The 18642-nt window shown below is 54.8% G+C and carries 20 protein-coding genes; 16 read left to right on the forward strand and 4 right to left on the reverse strand.

The genetic code is table 11. From position 1 onward, the window contains the following. Nucleotides 1–32: 32 nt before the first annotated feature. The 5 genes from BQ5456_RS07885 to BQ5456_RS07905 all read left to right on the forward strand — a co-directional run bounded on the left by BQ5456_RS07885 (nucleotide 33) and on the right by BQ5456_RS07905 (nucleotide 5474). Entirely contained in the window at nucleotides 33–311 is a 279-nt protein-coding gene (locus BQ5456_RS07885) for a VRR-NUC domain-containing protein (protein ID WP_062613128.1), read from the forward strand. After that, nucleotides 292–1668: a DEAD/DEAH box helicase gene (locus tag BQ5456_RS07890; RefSeq protein WP_071129493.1), complete on the forward strand. Its 1377-nt coding sequence runs from the start codon at nucleotides 292–294 to the stop codon at nucleotides 1666–1668. Before BQ5456_RS07885 ends, BQ5456_RS07890 begins: the two co-directional genes overlap by 20 nt. Next, nucleotides 1659–2117, forward strand: coding sequence for a hypothetical protein (locus BQ5456_RS07895; RefSeq protein ID WP_062613131.1), 459 nt, complete (start codon nucleotides 1659–1661; stop codon nucleotides 2115–2117). Before BQ5456_RS07890 ends, BQ5456_RS07895 begins: the two co-directional genes overlap by 10 nt. A 136-nt stretch (nucleotides 2118–2253) precedes the next feature. Next, nucleotides 2254–2631 carry an HNH endonuclease gene (locus BQ5456_RS10190; protein WP_072510765.1) on the forward strand — a complete coding sequence of 126 codons (378 nt, stop codon included), beginning with the start codon at nucleotides 2254–2256 and terminating at the stop codon, nucleotides 2629–2631. 356 nt (nucleotides 2632–2987) lie between these two features. Next, nucleotides 2988–5474, forward strand: coding sequence for a glycoside hydrolase domain-containing protein (locus BQ5456_RS07905; RefSeq protein WP_071129495.1), 2487 nt, complete (start codon nucleotides 2988–2990; stop codon nucleotides 5472–5474). On the opposite strand, the gene BQ5456_RS07910 is transcribed toward BQ5456_RS07905, so the two are convergent. Beyond that, complete coding sequence (locus BQ5456_RS07910; RefSeq protein ID WP_071129496.1) at nucleotides 5454–5906, reverse strand: hypothetical protein; 453 nt, start codon at nucleotides 5904–5906, stop codon at nucleotides 5454–5456. The genes BQ5456_RS07905 and BQ5456_RS07910 overlap by 21 nt on opposite strands. Before the next feature lie 163 nt (nucleotides 5907–6069). On the opposite strand from BQ5456_RS07910, the gene BQ5456_RS10440 reads away from it, so the two are divergent. Then, entirely contained in the window at nucleotides 6070–6321 is a 252-nt protein-coding gene (locus BQ5456_RS10440; RefSeq protein WP_071129497.1) for a hypothetical protein, read from the forward strand. Here the strand turns inward: BQ5456_RS10440 and BQ5456_RS07920 are convergent. Beyond that, a complete protein-coding gene (locus tag BQ5456_RS07920; protein ID WP_235858558.1) occupies nucleotides 6315–6749 on the reverse strand; it encodes a hypothetical protein in 435 nt (144 codons plus the stop codon). The genes BQ5456_RS10440 and BQ5456_RS07920 overlap by 7 nt on opposite strands. Nucleotides 6750–6985: 236 nt before the next feature. Beyond that, a complete protein-coding gene (locus BQ5456_RS07925) occupies nucleotides 6986–7522 on the reverse strand; it encodes a ClbS/DfsB family four-helix bundle protein (RefSeq protein WP_240923141.1) in 537 nt (178 codons plus the stop codon). A 70-nt stretch (nucleotides 7523–7592) separates the two neighbouring features. Here BQ5456_RS07925 and BQ5456_RS07930 point away from each other — a divergent pair, with 70 nt between their 5' ends. The 7 genes from BQ5456_RS07930 to BQ5456_RS07960 all read left to right on the forward strand — a co-directional run bounded on the left by BQ5456_RS07930 (nucleotide 7593) and on the right by BQ5456_RS07960 (nucleotide 14862). Continuing rightward, on the forward strand, nucleotides 7593–8165 hold the full coding sequence (locus BQ5456_RS07930; protein ID WP_004007621.1) for a P27 family phage terminase small subunit: 573 nt from the start codon (nucleotides 7593–7595) through the stop codon (nucleotides 8163–8165). Between the two features lie 79 nt (nucleotides 8166–8244). Continuing rightward, on the forward strand, nucleotides 8245–9429 hold the full coding sequence (gene metK / locus BQ5456_RS07935; protein ID WP_071129499.1) for a methionine adenosyltransferase: 1185 nt from the start codon (nucleotides 8245–8247) through the stop codon (nucleotides 9427–9429). Then, nucleotides 9404–10660: a site-specific DNA-methyltransferase gene (locus BQ5456_RS07940; RefSeq protein WP_071129500.1), complete on the forward strand. Its 1257-nt coding sequence runs from the start codon at nucleotides 9404–9406 to the stop codon at nucleotides 10658–10660. The genes metK and BQ5456_RS07940 overlap by 26 nt, the downstream gene beginning before the upstream one ends. A 3-nt stretch (nucleotides 10661–10663) precedes the next feature. After that, nucleotides 10664–12184 (forward strand): DNA cytosine methyltransferase, encoded by a 1521-nt coding sequence (locus BQ5456_RS07945; protein WP_071129501.1) that lies wholly within the window; start codon nucleotides 10664–10666, stop codon nucleotides 12182–12184. A 151-nt stretch (nucleotides 12185–12335) separates the two neighbouring features. Next, complete coding sequence (locus BQ5456_RS07950; protein WP_071129502.1) at nucleotides 12336–12782, forward strand: virulence protein; 447 nt, start codon at nucleotides 12336–12338, stop codon at nucleotides 12780–12782. A 106-nt stretch (nucleotides 12783–12888) separates the two neighbouring features. Next, the gene (locus BQ5456_RS07955; RefSeq protein WP_071129503.1) at nucleotides 12889–13182 is read left to right on the forward strand and encodes an Nmad4 family putative nucleotide modification protein; all 294 of its coding nucleotides are present in this window, start codon (nucleotides 12889–12891) and stop codon (nucleotides 13180–13182) included. Nucleotides 13183–13257: 75 nt separating this feature from the next. Beyond that, the gene (locus BQ5456_RS07960; protein ID WP_071129504.1) at nucleotides 13258–14862 is read left to right on the forward strand and encodes a terminase large subunit; all 1605 of its coding nucleotides are present in this window, start codon (nucleotides 13258–13260) and stop codon (nucleotides 14860–14862) included. On the opposite strand, the gene BQ5456_RS07965 is transcribed toward BQ5456_RS07960, so the two are convergent. Beyond that, nucleotides 14832–15203 carry a DUF2651 family protein gene (locus BQ5456_RS07965; protein ID WP_071129505.1) on the reverse strand — a complete coding sequence of 124 codons (372 nt, stop codon included), beginning with the start codon at nucleotides 15201–15203 and terminating at the stop codon, nucleotides 14832–14834. The genes BQ5456_RS07960 and BQ5456_RS07965 overlap by 31 nt on opposite strands. A 30-nt stretch (nucleotides 15204–15233) precedes the next feature. On the opposite strand from BQ5456_RS07965, the gene BQ5456_RS07970 reads away from it, so the two are divergent. The 3 genes from BQ5456_RS07970 to BQ5456_RS07980 are packed head-to-tail and all read left to right on the forward strand — an operon-like array spanning nucleotide 15234 to nucleotide 18630. Continuing rightward, on the forward strand, nucleotides 15234–16523 hold the full coding sequence (locus tag BQ5456_RS07970; RefSeq protein ID WP_071129506.1) for a phage portal protein: 1290 nt from the start codon (nucleotides 15234–15236) through the stop codon (nucleotides 16521–16523). Beyond that, entirely contained in the window at nucleotides 16520–17386 is an 867-nt protein-coding gene (locus BQ5456_RS07975) for a head maturation protease, ClpP-related (RefSeq protein ID WP_071129507.1), read from the forward strand. Before BQ5456_RS07970 ends, BQ5456_RS07975 begins: the two co-directional genes overlap by 4 nt. 14 nt (nucleotides 17387–17400) lie before the next feature. Further along, a complete protein-coding gene (locus BQ5456_RS07980; protein WP_071129508.1) occupies nucleotides 17401–18630 on the forward strand; it encodes a phage major capsid protein in 1230 nt (409 codons plus the stop codon). Nucleotides 18631–18642: the final 12 nt, after the last annotated feature.

The raw sequence follows: 18642 nt of genomic DNA on the forward strand, positions 1-18642 counted from the left end.
GTCACCCCTACAAGCGAACTCAAGGAGTGACCATGAACGAACGAACCATAGAACACCAACTGAAGAAAGCCGTCGAAGCCTCTGGCGGCTTGTGCTGGAAGCTCGTCTGCCCTGGAACCAGCGGCGTACCTGACCGGATATGCCTGATGGACAGCCGGGCTGTTTTCGTCGAGCTCAAAGCAGCAGGCAAACAACCCAGGCCAATCCAGCAGCGTCGGATGAACCAACTGCGCGAGCAAGGCTTCACCGCATTGGTTGTCGATTCGGTGGACGGCATACAGGAGGTGCTTGATGCACTATCAGCCGCATAACTACCAAACCACCGCAACCCAATACATCATCGACCACGACGAGGCAGCAATCTTTCTCGGGATGGGCTTGGGCAAATCGGTGATCACGTTGACGGCGATCTGGCAGCTCATGCTCGACTACTTCACCATCCACCGCGTATTGGTCGTCGCTCCGTTGCGAGTTGCCCGCGATACGTGGCCTGCAGAAGTAGCCAAGTGGGATCACCTTGAAGGGCTCACCGTAGCAGTCGCTGTCGGAACCAAGCGAGATCGGCTGAACGCTCTTGCGGCGTCTGCGATGGTGACCGTCATCAACCGGGAAAACATTCCATGGTTGGTGAACCAACTCGGGGGTAGCTGGCCGTTCGACATGGTCATCATCGACGAACTCTCCAGCTTCAAAAACCACCGGGCGAAGCGGTTCACGGCGCTGGTGAAAATGCGGCCGCACGTTAAGCGCTGGGTTGGCCTGACCGGCACGCCTGCAGCAAATGGACTGATGGATGTGTGGGCGCAGTTCCGGCTCCTCGACGGCGGTCAGCGTTTGGGCCGGTTTATCACTCGTTATCGCGAGCGTTGGTTCGTGCCCGATAAGCGCAACGGGATGCAGGTGTTCACCTATAAGCCCCGCGCGGGTGCTGAGGATGAGATCTACGGTGCGATTGGTGACATGACGTTGTCGATGCGAACCACCGACCACCTTCAGCTACCGGAATTGACGGTGACGACAATGCCTGTGGTGCTGGAGCCGAAAGAACGACGCGTGTATGAGCAGTTGAAATCTGATCTTGTCCTCGACCTTGATGGGGCGACGATTGACGCTGCGAACGCTGCTGCGTTGTCGGGCAAGCTCCTGCAGTTAGCGTCGGGCGCGATCTACACCAGCGACGGTCAATGGACTGCGGCTCATGATCGCAAGCTCGACGCTCTCGAAGACCTTGTTGAGGCAGCCAACGGCAGCCCGTTGCTGGCGGCGTACTGGTTCGCCCATGACCGCGAGCGTATCACCGCCCGCTTCCCGCAGGCTCGCGAACTGAAAACAAGCGCGGAGATCGAGGCATGGAACAAAGGTGAGATCACCCTCGGCTTGATCCACCCCGCGAGCGCTGGCCACGGATTGAACCTCCAGTCAGGTGGGCATCTGTTGGTGTGGTTCTCACTGACCTGGAGCCTGGAGCTCTATCAACAGACGAACGCTCGCTTGTATCGGCAAGGACAGTTAGAGCCGGTCACGATCACGCATCTTGTTGCGGAAGGGACGCTCGATGAAGCCGTGCTCAAAGCCCTTGATACGAAAGATGCTACGCAGGCTGCGTTGATTGACGCGGTCGCACAAGAAATCCAAACAACCACTGAAAGGACACGCTCATGCATGTGATGACGAAATACCTCGACACAAGGAAAGCTGCGATCGCTGCGCTGCAGGATTATGCGGTGATGGAACAGATCATCGAGAGTACCGACGAGCAGATCAAGGCGGCTTATGCTGATGCAGCTAGCCCCGCATCACCGCGCATGGACGGCACACCGCCCTCGGGTGATCTGCACGCGTCCGAGAACAGGATCGTGGCAACGATCGAGCGAATAGATGCGTACAAGGCTCGCTACCTGCAGGCTCGCCAGTACATGGACTGGTTCTTGCCTGCGTGGGAAGTCATCGCTGAAGACGACCGCTTCATCCTCGAAGGCTTCTTCCTCAGCGAGGGGACGCAAGATGAGAAGGTGTCGATGATCGCCGATCATTTCTACGTCGAGCGTGACACGGTCTATCGGCGCAAGAACCGGGCCCTCGACAGGTTCGCCACCGCCTTGTATGGACAGCTCTAGCGTTAGCGGGTATCCGAAACATGCGATAGAAAACCGCATATCAGTGTGAGAACATATAAGTGGTTGAAAAGTAGGTGAAGCCCCAAGAACCCACACGGGAACTTGGGGCTTCACCATGTTCGGGAAGGAGCTAGCGATGCCGGTCAAACCAGCGTCCCCGTGCTCCCACCCTGGTTGTCCTGAGCTCACCCGCGAGCGCTACTGCGACGCCCACGCCAAGGCTGAGGATGCTCGGTATCGGAAGTATCAGCGGGATCCGAAGATCAATCGTAGATATGGTTCACGCTGGCGTAAAATCCGTGCCGCCTACGTCGCCGCCCACCCGCTCTGCGAAGACTGCCTAGAGGCCGGATGCTACACACCCGTACAAGAGGTTCACCACATTCTCCCGCTCGAACACGGCGGCACCCACGACTTTGATAACCTCCGAAGCCTGTGCAAGCCCTGCCACTCGCGCCAGAGCGCGCTCGATGATGACCGATGGAGGCAACAACCTCGGGTCTACACCTACTAGATTTTTGAAAATCGCGACATAACCACTAAGCACTTCCCCACCCTAAAAATATTGACCTTGTTCCAGCGCCAAGTTACGGAACAAGTCGAGGATTCGGTTAGGGGTTGGGGGCGTCGAATCTCTACGACTCGCTGAGGGGTCAGCGGGCGGGGCCAACCGTACACAAAAAGACCGATTCAAACAGGGTATTAACCTACCTGCGGTTTTACCTGTTACGAAGCCTTGGTTGTCTCTCAGTAGCGACACGAAGGCTTAAGCGGTTTTATTAGGCCCCCAGCATTCACGTCTTTTCTAATTATTGAAGAGGTGTGGGTGTTGGGTTTTTTATATCAATAAATCGAGTGAGGAGTTTTCTCATGGATCAGATGGTGCTAAAAACACAGCAATGGCTCAATCGCACCTATAGGAGCAAGGCTGGATTCGGTTCAGTCGTAGAGGACGGATATACCGGCTGGGGCACGGTCAACGCTTTGATTCGGGCCCTGCAAATCGAGCTGGGTATTACGACAACGGCTAACAATTTCGGACCGGGAACTATCAGTCGCTTCCAGTCTCGGTGGCCTAACGGCATCCACCAACAGGATGACGGTGCGCAGGAGACTTCTAATGTGTACGGCATTATCCAAGGCGCTTTGTGGTGTAAGGGATATTCTGCTGGTGCCAGTGATATCACGACGCATTTCTATAGTGGAACAGGCAAAGCTATCAAACAGCTTAAAGCTGACATGGGTATCGGTGGGGATTCCACCGTGACGCTCGATATCATGAAAGCATTGTTATCGATGCAGCAATTCGTATTGCTGAATTCTTATGGCGGCCTTGCAGCGATCCGCCAAGCACAACAGCTCATTAATCAGCAGTACCGTTCCTATACGGGGATTATCCCAACAGATGGACTGTACGGTCGAGAAATGAACACTGCTTTGATTAAGGTTTTGCAGGCCATTGAAGGATTCAGCACTGGGGAGGCTACCGGAAATTTCGGTAACGGTACCAGATCACGGCTGAAGACTATTTCTGCGTCGAATGCGTCAGCATATCCAGAATGGGTGCGTCTTGCCAGTATTGCTTTGGTTTGCAACCGAATGGTGCCTGCTGTTTACACCGTGTGGAATATGGCGATCGATCAAGGTCTACGAGAATTCCAAAAAACCTATGCGCTGCCAGTAACAGGGAAAGTGGATCCGACCACATGGATGAGCCTGTTGACCTCGAAAGGTGATCCGAATCGCGCCTGTAAAGCATGCGATACACGCTTTGAGATTACGACGCAACGGCTCAAGCTGCTCAAAGCTAACGGTTACGAGATTGTGGGGCGTTACCTGACTGAACCCAATCAGGATTCAAAAGATCCGTCCAACTATTTCAAAGCTATTCGGCCAGGAGAACTTGAACGCATCACCAACGGAGGGATGAAGTTCTTCCCGATATTCCAAGAGTATTCCACCGAATTGCGCCACTTCACTCGAGAAAACGGAACTCGCCATGCCACGCTTGCAAGGCAAGCAGCCCAGCGACTGGGTATTCCGGGAACGTATATTTATTTCGCTGTTGATTTCGATGCGACAGACCCTCAGGTCACAAGCCATATTCTTCCGTATTTCCAAGGCGTGCGTGGAAGCCTGGGAGGCGGATACAAAGTGGGTATCTACGCATCACGCAATATTTGCAGCCGCATCATCAAAGCAGGCTACGCTGGAAGCGCGTTCGTATCTGACATGTCCACAGGATTTTCTGGCAACCTCGGCTTCCCTATTCCTGATAGTTGGAACTATGATCAGTTCACTGAAATCAGTAACTACAATGGTCAGGGGTTTGACCTTGATCGGGTCGCCTATTCAGGTCAAGCTCCAGCAGTGGATCATGTTGCACCCTCAAGTGCCGGTGGCGCTGCGCCCGACACCAGCATCAATTACAACAAGTTGGCTCCGATTGATCTGATCTGGCATTTAGAGAAGCGCTTTGAGGAATTACGTGCTGATAGCAAAGTTGGTGAGGACTACGTTGCGGGTTCTCATGGTGCGGGAACGCGGATTGTCGTTCCGACTTGGCGTTGCATACTCAACTATTTAGCAAAAGCCTACCTGCGTGACGGTGGTAGTGGATCTGCGGTGAACTGGTCCGTATCTGCAGAAAGTTTCAGGAGTGCTGACGCGAGCGTACTCGAGAAGGACGCTGTAGGCAAGAAGATCATCGCTGCCTTGAATCGCTATATTGATAACACTTGGCGGCAATCCATGACCGACAAGACCGGAGAATCAGTTGATCTGGCGCATCTGGCGGCAACAACACTTGGATACACCAACTGGAATGTTATCCCTGATGCGTGGACTGGCTGGGCTGGAGACCTAGCTACTGCCATGGAGAATATTCAGAAAACGCTTGATTGGAATCCCAGTGCGAACCTGGATCAGGTGGCCACAGCTCTAGTCGGTCAAGGCCCCGATTATCGTCAGCATCCTGGCTTGAAGGGGCTAGTACTTGACAAGAAAAACGACAAGGGAAAATGGGAATCGGTAGGAAACAACTGTAACCGTGACGACCTCTGCTGTGACGGAGATGCCATTGTCATCGCCAACACGCTAGAAAACGGCAACGACTCCAACGCTCATCTTCTGTCAGCAACATTGCGAGAGTACTACAGCAATTCCAGCAAACTTGCCAACAGATTCAAGCGGATCGCCAGCAGTGTTAATGCCTCAAATGCTTCAGGCGCGTTGACAGCATTCGTTTCAGTCATGTCAGGAGTACCGGGTGGGGTTCTAAGGCGAAAGCTAGCTGGCTCAATTTCCTCAGAGGTGATTAATAAAGCCTGTGAAAAACTAGCGAACTTCATTTTCTGATGGATCATTAGGGTCAGAAACATGGCAGGCTACCCTTTTTCGCATCGCTAAACGAATCAGGTAGCCTGCCATGAAAATGACAGCTGGAATTCCATAAAGTCCACACCATTTAACATCCGAAGGAGAATCTGGAGCTACTGGATACAAAATGTGATTTCCGGCTGAAAACACGCTTCCTCCAGTTGAAATCCAAAATGCCATAATGTCAGCAACCAAGCCAAAGCAGTAAAGCAAGAGTGGCAAAACAAAAAAGTTTAGCGGCCATTCTGATACCTGGATTTTCCGGGTGATTAGTAATGCAACTACAGGTATGAGAACTGGTTCAATGACTGCCGCAGGGAACAGCACCCACACCAGGTCGCTAAGAAAAACTATCTGGAATACCAGCACACATACGGCATAGACCAGAGCGATTTTGACGATATCACGCATCAGTGCCCCTTCCCTCGCCACACCTAGTCAGAGATAAGCCAACTTTTCTATTGACTGAAATCTCATCGATGTTAGAACTGTCTCCATGCCTGTCTAAACTACCACGTAATAGGAAACCGCTGGGCGCTATCCTGAGGCAGGAATTTGTTTTATTGGCTTTATTGTGGACGCGGAGCTTCTTAATCGCCCAGTCGTAGTGGCTAGGCGCCGCCGACACAATAATTCCAGCAAACTAGCCAACAGATTCAAGCAGATTGGCTGGAGCTTAGGGGCGAATAATTCCACTGAGGCATATCAGAAAATAAATGAATATGCCGACTTGGATAGCGCCGTTTTAGGATGGTTCCTGGCTGGATACGTCAAGGAAGAGATTCGTTTGACAGCTTGCCGAAAGCTAGCTGAATTCATCTACTGATAATTGATTTGGTCTTTTCCTTGGTGTGGCGCTTGGGTAAAAACGCTAAACCCAAGCGCTACACCACCAACAACAAGAGCGCCGATGGCGGGAACGGAAAACTGGCTCAGCAGTTGAGAAAAAGAATCACTATGAACTAACGAGCCGACACCATCGAGTGAACAGAGAAAAGCTGAGAGTCCGATAAAGGCTCCTGCTGAAAGTTGCAACGCGCGGGCAGATTGAATACCGATGATATGCTTATTGAAAAGCAGAAGAAGAATCGTGAAACACACATACATGATTGGCATCAATAAGAAGACCACAAAAAATCTCTGATCCTGATCCTTGCACCGTTGAAAGATGGCGGCGAAAAGCCACGCGCCGACAAAATATGCCAGAGCGGATACAAGAAACACAGATATTTTTTTGATGACCAGTCCCTTCAACTTTTCGCTACACATTTTGATACGGCAACGGCATCAGGAGTTGTATGCCCAATAAGTTCTCATTCTACAAGAAGGGTTTCCCTGCATTGCTAAGGATAGCGCTGATCGGGCGGATGTTGCGTGAATGCAGGCACGAGGCCTGGTGCGTTGAACCCGACAGTCACGAAAAGGCGCACGGGAGCGCCTATACCAGAGGCTCCCGAGTATCTGTCTGTGGTGTACAGCGTGGTAAGAAGCTACTGGGGGGCGGCTTGGTTATGGGGTTGTTCTGGCGGCTTTCTGGTGAATGCACGGAGCTTTTTGATTGCCCATTCGTAGTGGCTTGATGTGGCTGACACGCAGTAGGAGCCGAGCGAGGTTGTGCCCGTCCACGGGAAATGCGCCTTGGTGAATAACTCCTCGTTGGTGAACTCGCCGATGAGAGCCACTACTGCGGTGTGGCTGTCAGCGAGGTTCTCGCGGATAGCCTCAAGCTCAGTGCCCTGATATTGAGTCCAAATCTCTTGGTTGAGCGTTGGCGTGGTTCGCCACGTGTGAGGAAACGGAAGAAACGGTCGAGGCTGACCCTGGCGGTTGGCGTCGACGAAGCCAAGCAACATGCGCTGCCACTCGTGCAGGTGGGCAAGGACGTCGCGCAGGTTTTTGTCCCGCGCCCAGTGGGCTTCTTTACCGATTTGAGTGATGCTGGGATCAAAATTCGTATGCTGATCGTCGGAACTCATGCCCTCAATGAGGCTGTCCAGTTTCGCATACTGCGCCTCGGCGGCATCCAATAGTTCAGTTTTCGTCTTCGGTCTCGGCACGCCACTAATTGTCTCACAGCAGGAAAGCAGATGAAAACCTATGGCGAAAGACGGAACGAACCGGGGTGGCCGCCGTGTGCGGGCAGGTGCGAAACCCGATCCGCTGAATGCGAAGCTCGCAGCTGGCCGCCCAGCCACGCGGCTTGATGATCCGCTGGGTGAGCCGTTTGACTTTGAAGGCTCAGATATCGGGGATGGTGCGGTGCTTGCTGGTGAGGTGATGCCGGAGCCTGCCGAGTATCTGTCGGAGATTCAGCGTGATGGTAAACCCCTCGGCGCTGACCTCGTCTACCGAGAAACATGGCAATGGCTCGATCAACGTGGCTGTTCCCAGTTCGTCGCACCGCGCTTGATCGAATCCTATGCGCAGGCGTTCGCGCGTTATGTGCAGTGTGAACAGGCGATCTCCAAGTTCGGCTTGCTCGGCAAACACCCAACCACAGGGGCTGCGATCGCATCCCCGTTCGTTGCTATGTCCCAGTCTTTCGGGAAGCAAGCGAACGTGTACTGGTACGAGATTTACGAGATAGTGCGCGCCACCTGCACCAGCGACTACTCAGGTTCGGCGCCGGGTGATGACGTGATGGAGCGCCTGCTGCAAGCCCGCTCCTAACACCCCTTTGATTCTCGTGTGCCTGCCCGAGATGGGTGGGCACTTTTCTATGCCTTGATTCTTCGGAAAGTGAGTATGTATGTCTACGAAGACTGCTGAGGCCGTGTGTATCGGCCATCCCGATAAGCTCTGCGATCTGATCTCAGACACAATCCTTGACGACATTCTCTACGAGGACCCAGCCGCACGCGTTGCAGTAGAAGTGATGGCATCTGGCCGCAGGATCATTGTGACTGGCGAGATCACTTCGAAGGTTCGTCCGCGTATTCGTGAGTCGGTGCGTTACGCGCTGGTGAAGGCGGGTTATGTGCCGTGGAAGTTCCTCGTTTTCGTCTGGACACGCCGCCAATCCCCAGACATCAACGCAGGGGTTTCCAAGTCCTTGGAGGCTCGCTTCGGAGACACGAGTGAGTTTGCGTTGCAGGGCGCTGGCGATCAAGGCACCGTCTACGGATACGCCACCAACGAAACCCCGCAGCGTTTGCCATTGCCGCTCGTACTCTCGCATGAGATCTGTGGGCGTCTTGATGACGCCCGCAAGGACGGCACGATCAGCGGTATCAAGTCCGATGGTAAGGCGCAGGTGACGGTTCGCTACGACGCCGCCGGACAACCCGTAGCAATCGAAACCGTCGTGGTGTCGATCCAACACGAGAAGATCAAGGATCTGGACGAGCTTGCGGCTGAGGTCAAAACACTGATCGTCGCACCCGCGTGTAAGCCGTATCTGCCAATTAGCGCTGACACCAAGATTCTGGTGAATCCCTCGGGCTTGTTTACGGTGGGTGGTTCAAAGGCAGACACGGGGCTCACTGGTCGCAAGCTGATGGTTGACACTTACGGCGGTCTCGCCCCACATGGTGGTGGTGCGTTCTCAGGCAAGGACGCCTCGAAGGTTGACCGCTCGGGTGCCTATATGGCGCGCTTGATAGCCAAGACCATCGTCGACGCACGGTTGGCCGTCGAGTGCCAAGTGAGCATTTCCTATGCGATTGGGAAGGCTGACCCGCTCGCCTTTACCATCGACACCCGCGGCAGTGGTGAATACTCCGACGAGATCCTCGCTAAGGCCGCAGCCGAGGTGTTTCCGCTACGCCCCGGTGGAATTATCGATGCTTTGAATCTTCGCAAGCCTGGTTTTACAAGGTACTCGACCTACGGACATTTCGGCTATCCCGGTCTGCGCTGGGAGAACTCGTTCGCTCACGTCGACGCATTAAAGAAGGCGGTGACTACACATGCTCATGAAGCCAATGCCCATTAGTGAACTCAAGCCCGCTGACTACAATCCGCGTAAAGACCTCCAGCCCGGTGATCCTGAGTATGAGAAGCTCAAGCGATCCTTGACCGAGTTCGGCTACGTCGAACCCGTCATCTGGAACTCCACCACTGGTCATGTCGTTGGTGGTCATCAGCGTTTGAAGGTGCTCGAAGATCTAGGCCACACGGACGTGGACGTGATCGTCGTGGAGCTCGATGAGACCCGCGAGAAAGCACTCAACATCGCGCTCAACAAGATCAGCGGCGAATGGGACAACGACAAACTCGCCCTCCTCATCGCCGACCTCGATGCTTCGGATTTCGATGCTGAACTAACTGGCTTCGACGACGCCGAAATCCAGCAGTTGATCGGCTCCTTGGATGAGGGCGAGGTTGAGGACGACGACTTCGACCTTACCGCCGCCCTGGAGGCCGCCGCGTTCGTGGAGCGCGGGGATATCTGGACGCTTGGCCGCCACCGACTCGTGTGCGGGGATGCCACCTCGCAAGCAGACGTCGAGGTGCTCATGGATGGCACGCGCGCCAACCTTGTGCTCACGGACCCGCCGTACAACGTGGCGTTCGAATCGTCTGATGGCTTGTCGATCCGCAATGACAAGATGGGTGCGGACGCGTTCTACGAGTTCCTGCTCGCCGCTTTCACCCAGATGGCGGAAGTGTGTGAGAAGGGCGCATCCGCGTATGTGTTTCACGCCGACACCGAAGGATTGAACTTCCGTCGCGCCTTTCAAGACGCAGGCTTCAAGCTCTCCGGCTGTTGTATCTGGGTCAAGGACTCTCTGGTACTGGGGCGATCCCCATACCAGTGGCAGCACGAGCCGATCCTTTACGGCTGGGTAAAGACGGGTAAGCACAAGTGGTACGCCGACCGGAAACAAACCACGATCTGGAACTTCGCCAAGCCACGCCGCAACGCCGACCACCCAACCAGCAAGCCACTGGACTTGTTGGCGTATCCGCTTCAGAACTCCACCCAGGCGAACGCGATCGTGCTCGACACGTTCGCGGGCTCCGGCTCCACGCTCATGGCAGCTGAGGCAACCGACCGCATCTGCTACTGCATGGAGTTGGACGAGAAATACGCCTCGGTGATCCTGCGCCGGTATGCCGAACACACCGGGGATGCAGCAGGAATTACCTGCCTACGAGACGGCAAGGAATACACGTATCTCGATCTGGTGAAAGAAGTCGATCGCCCCAAACAGAAAGGCTAACCCTTGACACAAACTTTAAGGCTCGGCTCGCTTTTTGATGGCTCAGGAGGATTCCCACTCGCCGCAACCAAGATTGGCATAGTGCCGGTGTGGGCGAGCGAGATTGAGCCCTTCCCGATCCTGGTCACCACCACGCGTTTGCCACACATGCAACACCTGGGCAACATCTGCGACATTGACGGCAGTCAGCTAGAGCCGGTGGATGTGGTCACGTTTGGTTCTCCTTGCCAAGACCTGTCGGTGGCAGGTAAAAGGGCAGGTTTAGCTGGCGAGCGCTCGGGTCTATTCCACCAAGCCGTCAGAGTCATCAGAGAAATGAGAAAGGCAAGTCATGGTCTATATCCAAGATTCGCTGTTTGGGAAAACGTGCCCGGAGCTTTCTCCTCCAACAAAGGCAATGATTTCCACCAAGTGCTACGCGAGCTTATCGCCATCATGGACGAAAAAGCAGCAGCTAACCTACCTCGAGCTGACAAATGGCAAAAAGCTGGGGCGGTCGTGGCAGACCAATGGAGTATTGCGTGGCGAGTATTGGACGCGCAATTTTTCGGAGTACCCCAACGACGTAAAAGAATCTTCCTTATCGCAGATTTTGCAGGCCAAGGTGCCGGACACATACTCTTTGAGCCCACGTGCCTGCGAGGGAATCTTACGCAGGGCTGCGGTAAGAGGCAAGCCGCTACCTCCAATCCTCGAGCAGGCACTCACGAGGCAAGCAAATCCTTAGATGTGTTCGCCTTGCGGATGCGCGCAGGTAAATCGGGTGGCGGTAAAGGCCCGCTCGTGCAAACAAATCTGTCGGGCACGCTCGGATGCAGTAACGACCAGAGTATTATTGAGCCGCTATTGTTTGACCATCATCCTCATGATGCCAGAGTGGGCGGACCATGCCAGATAGCGCCAACCGTGACCGCTCGTTACAGCACTGGAGGAGGTAATACTCCCATCATCGCTACCGCCTACGGTTTTAATGCGTTACATGAGGGACGCGGCGCGGCAGTGGGCAGGTACGGTTATTCAACCGAGGTATCCAAGACGCTCGATACGTCAGGGATAGCTCCGACCTGTAACCAAGGCGGCATCGCCATCGTCGAACCTGACGTTGTGAGCGCCTCGAAGGCGGACTTCTTCTGCCGAGGAAACGTGAATGTTGCTGGTGCCCTGTTGGCTTCGGATTCGACCGAGCCGCCCCTGGTCACCGACCCTTGCGTGCCTGACTATCGCGTGAGGCGCTTAACCCCGACTGAGTGTGCCCGCCTACAAGGATTCCCGGATATTTGGACAGACGGACTCGCCATCGAGAACCCGAGCGAAGACGTGCTGGATTATTGGTGGCAGGTCTGGGCCAGCTGGGGCAAGGTACAAGGATTGAAAAAACCTAAAACCCGCAACCAAGTACGCAAATGGCTCGCAGCCCCGGTGACAGATCGGGCGTTATACAAGCTGTGGGGAAACGGGATAGCTTTGCCGTGCGCCGAATTTGTGCTTTCCCATATAGCGGCCGAGGCCACTAAAACTCCTTGATTTTAAGGCGAAAATGACTGGATAAGCCCGCGAATCTATGGCTGTATGTACATGACCAGACAAAACACAAGAAAGAAGGTTTGGTGATGATGGGACAGCTATGTGTTGATCTAGAAGAAATCGAAAACCTCGGCAAGGGGGATAAATAGCGATGAGTAGCAAGCAAGACCCTGGCTACGGGCTGGTGATCACTTTGCCGACCATTCTTGATGAACGTGAACTAGACAGACTGGTTGAACTTGTCAATGCAAAGTCAGACCTTATCTCCAAAAGCCTGGGAGCCAGCCATTTGAGCATCAGATCCACCGAGGAAGGCGTGAGTTTTCCTTGGTGGGATAAGCTCCCGGAGTTCGAGAAGATCACAGCCTACACCGAGTTCTTAACGGAGCTGGTCGCATACGCTAAACGGATCCGCCGCACGGTCGCTCGCAGTGCGAGCCAGGTAAGTAATGAGAAGTATGAACTGCGCTCCTTGCTTTACCGCATCGGACTTAGCGGTAAAAAGAATGCTGAGGTTCGCAAAATCCTGCTTAAGCCGCTCTCGGGTAATTCTGCGTGGAAAACCCCGCCACTGATAAACACTAACCAAGAGATGTAAAACACTATTTATGAGGCAAAATAGGCGACAAAATAACTGGATAAGTAGGCGGGTCTATGGCTGTATATACATACCGAAACGGTACACAACAGATAAGGAAACAGCCATGAACACCACAAAGGTCACCAGCGAAACCCTCCAGATGCGCGTCGATTCCTACGGGACGGTTCTTGCCTACGCCAACTACACGCTAGCAAGTTTTGCTACCTGGACCAAGGCTGAAGGCTTTGGCAACAACGCCCAAATCTACCGGTTGATGGAAGAACCCGTCAGCGGTTTCGGGTCTAACTCGAAAGGCCGCGCAGAATGCGAACTCAAACTCATCGTTGAGTCAGACCACCTTTTCGCTGACGCTGGACATGCGATCGCCTGGGCGTTAGCTAATCTGCCTAAAGCCTAGCCCCGCCGGGCCTGAGGGCACCTGCTATCGCCGGTAGCAACTGATTTTTTAACCAACAGAAGGTAACTGATTCGTATGCGTGAGCTAGCTGAATATCGCCCGACCCGGTTCATGGCTGAAAGCTCGCGCTATGACAAGCGCCGAGCCGACTTTGCGGTCGCGTTCATCCAAGCTTTAAAGCATACGAAAGGCCGGTGGGCAGGAAAACCTTTTAAGTTGATTGATTGGCAAGAACAAATCATTCGCGACCTTTTCGGGACGGTCAAACCGGACGGGTTTCGCCAATTCACTACGGCTTACGTGGAGATCCCGAAGAAACAGGGCAAGAGTGAACTTGCCGCCGCCGTCGCACTCTTACTCTGTTGCGGCGATGGCGAGGAACACGCTGAAGTGTATGGGTGCGCTGCCGATCGGCAACAAGCATCCATCGTGTTCGAAGTGGCAGCCGACATGATCCGCATGAGTCCAGCGCTGTCCAAGCGTGTCAAGATTCTTGCCTCGCAGAAGCGAATCATCTATAAGCCCACCAACTCCTTCTACCAAGTCTTGAGTGCGGAGGCGTATTCGAAGCACGGATTCAACATCTCCGGCGTGGTATTCGATGAGCTACACACCCAACCCAACCGGGCGCTCTTCGACGTGATGACGAAAGGCAGTGGGGATGCGCGCACCCAGCCGCTGTACTTCTTGATCACGACAGCGGGTACCGATACGCATAGCATTTGTTATGAGCAACACCAAAAAGCCCAAGACATCCTGGATGGCAAAAAGCACGACCCCACGTTCTACCCGGTGATCTATGGGGCGGCGCAAGATGATGATTGGACCGACGAGGACGTGTGGCATAAGGCTAATCCGAGCTTAGGGATCACTGTCCCGATTGAGAAAGTCCGCCAAGCCTGCACCTCGGCCAGGCAGAATCCTGCTGAGGAGAACACGTTCAGGCAGTTGCGTTTGAATCAGTGGGTCAAGCAGTCGGTGCGGTGGATGCCCATGCACGTCTGGAACCAAAACAACACCCCAGTAGGCTTAGCGGAGCTTGAGGGGCGGGTGTGTTACGGCGGGCTTGATCTTGCCTCGACGACGGATATCACGGCGTTCGTGCTCGTGTTCCCACCCGAAACCGGTGACGAGCGGTATGCGATTGCGCCGTGGTTTTGGATACCCGAAGACAACCTCAAACTAAGGGTTGCCCGTGATCACGTGCCCTACGACCTGTGGCAACAGCAAGGCTTCCTGCAAACCACGGAGGGCAACGTCGTCCATTACGGCGCGATCGAAGCCTTCATCGAGCAACTCGGTGAACGCTTCGATATTCGCGAGATTGCTTTCGACCGGTGGGGCGCAGTCCAAATGAGCCAAAACCTCGAAGCCTTAGGTTTCACCGTCGTTCCCTTCGGGCAAGGCTTCAAAGACATGAGCCCGCCCTCGAAGGAATTGATGAAGCTGGCGCTTGAAGGACGCCTTGCTCATGGTGGGCACCCGGTCCTGTCGTGGATGGTTGACAACATTCACGTACGCACCGACCCAGCAGGCAACATCAAACCCGACAAACAAAAATCCACCGAGAAGATTGACGGCGTGGTCGCAACCATCATGGCACTCGACCGCGCCATCCGAAACGGCAGCGGGCATGTCAGCGGCAGTGTTTATGACGAGCGCGGCCTACTCGTGCTGTGAGCACGCTCATGGATGAACGCGCCGATGCCTGTGCCGATCAGTCCCAAGATCGAGTAGGCGACGCCGTAGATGAGGGCTGAATCGTTGTAGTACACGAACAGTGTGGTCAAGAACCCTGCGAACGGGGCCAGTAGCCACCACCAGCCGAACCCGTGGCATGCCCCATCGATAACGCTCAAAACGATGGTGAGTAGTGGAAACGCGAGGAAGAGCAACGCGATGAACCACTTGGCGTTGGGATCGCTCAGACTGTTGATCCACATGGAAATGAGCGGCAACAACCAAAATGCCGCTAGCAGGACACTCATCAGTGCCCACGACTGTTTTGAGGGCGCTTTCATATTCCAATTTTACATGTGAAAGGACACCGCATGGGTTTTCTGAATTGGCTGCGTGGCGACACCACTCGCAACGCCACCGATCATGCAATCGGTACGGGCTATAGCTTCTTTTTCGGAGCGACCTCGTCTGGTCGTCCGGTGACTGAGCGTTCAGCGATGCAGATGACGGCGGTGTATTCGTGCGTGCGGATTTTGGCTGAGGCGATAGCCGGGCTACCACTGCACGTATACCGTTACAAGGACGGTGGCGGCAAGGAAAAAGCCCTCGACCACCCCTTATACCCGCTGTTGCATGATGAACCTAACCCCGAGATGACATCCTTCGTGTTCCGAGAAACCCTCATGACCCACTTGCTGCTCTGGGGTAATGCGTTTGCGCAAGTGATCCGCAACGGCCGCGACGAAGTCATCGGCCTGTATCCACTCATGCCTAACCGGATGACCGTAGGCAGAGATGAGTTTGGGCGGCTGTATTACGAGTATCAGCGGACATGGGACGAACCAACAGGAAGGTTCGAAACCGTCACGCTGGCCGCCCGCGACGTGTTGCATATTCCAGGTCTGGGTTTTGACGGACTGGTTGGTTATAGCCCGATTGCAATGGCAAAGAACGCCATCGGCTTGGCGCAGGCTACCGAGGACTACGGGGCGAGCTTTTTCGCTAACGGTGCCGCCCCTGGTGGTGTGCTCGAGCACCCGGGCACGATCAAAGACCCCGCGCGCGTCAGGGAGTCCTGGCAGTCCACGTTCGGCGGAGCGAGGAACGGCAACAAGATCGCTGTGCTCGAGGAAGGCATGAAATACACGCCCATCTCCGTCAGCCCAGAACAAGCTCAATTCCTTGAAACGAGAAAGTTTCAGATCAACGAAATTGCTCGAATCTTCCGTATTCCGCCACACATGATCGGCGACCTCGAAAAGAGTTCCTTTAGCAATATTGAGCAGCAGTCGTTGGAGTTTGTGAAGTACACGCTCGATCCGTGGGTGATCCGCTTCGAACAAGCCATCACCAAAACACTCCTCAGCCCGCGTGAAAAACCACAGATCTACGTGAAGTTCAACCTCGAAGGACTCCTGCGTGGGGATTACGAATCCCGAATGAATGGTTATGCGGTGGCAAGGCAAAACGGCTGGATGAGCGCCAACGATATCCGCGAACTAGAAAACCTCGACCGCATCAGCATCGAGGCAGGCGGCGACCTCTACCTAGTCAACGGCAATATGCTCCCGCTCAGTCTCGCAGGGGCATACGCGCAGACAACCGAGTCTGAACCGGCTGAGGAACCTATGAGTGAAGCTTCTGTAAGGAGGAGGATATGATACGTTTTTGGAACTGGCTCACACCAGAGCCATCAACTGACCCGGACGCAGATGCAGTCCGGGTTTTGCGCATTAGCGGCACGATCGCTGAAGAATCCTGGTTCGATGACGATGTCACGCCGGGAATCTTCGCTAGTGAGTTGAATGCTGGGTCTGGGCCGGTGACTATCTGGCTCAATTCGCCTGGTGGTGATGTTGTGGCTGCGGCGCAGATCTACAACATGCTCATCGACTACCCAGGCACAGTCACCGTCAATATCGATGGCATCGCCGCATCTGCTGCGTCTGTGATCGCAATGGCAGCATCCACCGTGGCTATGAGTCCGGTGTCGATGTTGATGATTCACAACCCTGCGACGATGGCGGTTGGCGATAAGGACGAACTCGCACGTGCGATGTCGATGCTTGATTCGGTCAAAGAATCGATCCTGAATGCGTATCAGGAGAAGACGAACCTGAGTCGGGCGAAGCTGTCCAAGCTCATGGATGCTGAGACGTGGATGGATGCTCGGGCCGCGATCGATATGGGTTTCGCCGACGAACTCTTGACAGGCGAACGCAACCCGGCCTTCAACGTTAAGCCGGACGAAGAACTAGAAGACGATGAGGACGAAGTCGACTCCCCAGACGAACCCGATGACGAGGGCGAAGAGTTGAAGCGTCCGCCGTTCTCACCCAAGAACGCAGGACTTGGCACGGTGTTTTCCCGCCGCGCAGCCGAGCAAAAACTCGTCGCGCATCTGACCGCCACATCACCGCCGCCGAGGCCGGTGCGACCACCACGCCCAACCATTCAACCCGCTGTACCTCTTGGTCGGCGGGTTCTTGATTTGTACGCCGAACTAGCGAACCAACCCCACTGAAAGGACCAATATCCATGTCTACTTCACTTTCTGTTTCTGATCTTCGCACCAAGCGCGCAGATGTTTGGGAGAAGGCGAAGGCCTTCCTCGATGAGCGCCGCTACACCAGCACCGGTTGCCTGTCTGCTGAAGACGATCGGGCTTACGCGAAGATGGAGGCCGAAATCGACCAGCTCACCAACGAGATCGCACGCTCTGAACGTGCCTTGCGCCGCGACGCCGACCTCGCTAAGGCAACCAACGCACCGCTGACCTCAATGCCAGGCATCAACCCCGACAATGACGAGGTCAAACCCATGACCCCACGCGCGACCGCCTCCTATAAGCGAGCGTTTTGGGATGCGATGCGGCTTAACGCTTCTCCGATGGAAGTACGCAACGCCCTGTCCGAGGGTGTCGATACTGAGGGCGGCTATCTGGTGCCTGATGAGTTCGAACGCACGCTGATCTCCTCACTTGAAGATCAGAACATCATGCGCTCCCTGGCCAAGGTCGTTCAAACCACCAGCGGGGATCGGAAGATCCCGGTCGTCTCCACGCATGGCACTGCCGGGTGGCTCGATGAGGGCAAGCCGTATACGGAATCTGATGAAGCCTTTACTCAGGTCACTTTGTCGGCGTTTAAGCTCGGCACCTTCCTCAAAATCAGCGAAGAGCTACTCAATGACAGCGCGTTTAATGTCGAGCAGTACCTGGCGGCGGAGTTTGCTCGCCGTATCGGCGCGGCTGAAGAAGAAGCCTTCCTCACCGGGGACGGTAAGGGTAAGCCGACCGGCATCTTCGCAGCCTCTGGCGGCGGACAAAATGCTGTAACGACAGCCAAGGCCACCGACATTACCGCTGATGAGCTCATCGACCTGCACTATTCCCTGCGCGGCCCGTACCGCAAGAACGCGGTATGGCTGATGAACGACTCGACCGTGAAAACCATCCGGAAGCTCAAGGATGGTAACGGCCAGTACTTGTGGCAGCCAGCGTTGACTGCTGGAACGCCGGATCTGGTTCTTGGCCGCCCCATCCACACATCCACGTTCATTCCGGAGATTAAGTCGGGGGCTAAGAGCGTAGCCTTCGGTGACCTGTCGTATTACTGGATCGCCGACCGACAAGGCCGCTCCTTTAAACGGCTGAACGAATTGTTCGCCACCACCGGACAGGTCGGATTCCTCGCATCCCAGCGACTGGACGGCAAACTCGTCCTACCCGAAGCGGTCAAGCTGCTCACCCAAAAGACCACCGCATAACCCCGGCGACAG

Origin of the sequence: Varibaculum massiliense (assembly GCF_900106855.1) — a bacterium.
Lineage (GTDB): Bacteria > Actinomycetota > Actinomycetes > Actinomycetales > Actinomycetaceae > Varibaculum > Varibaculum massiliense.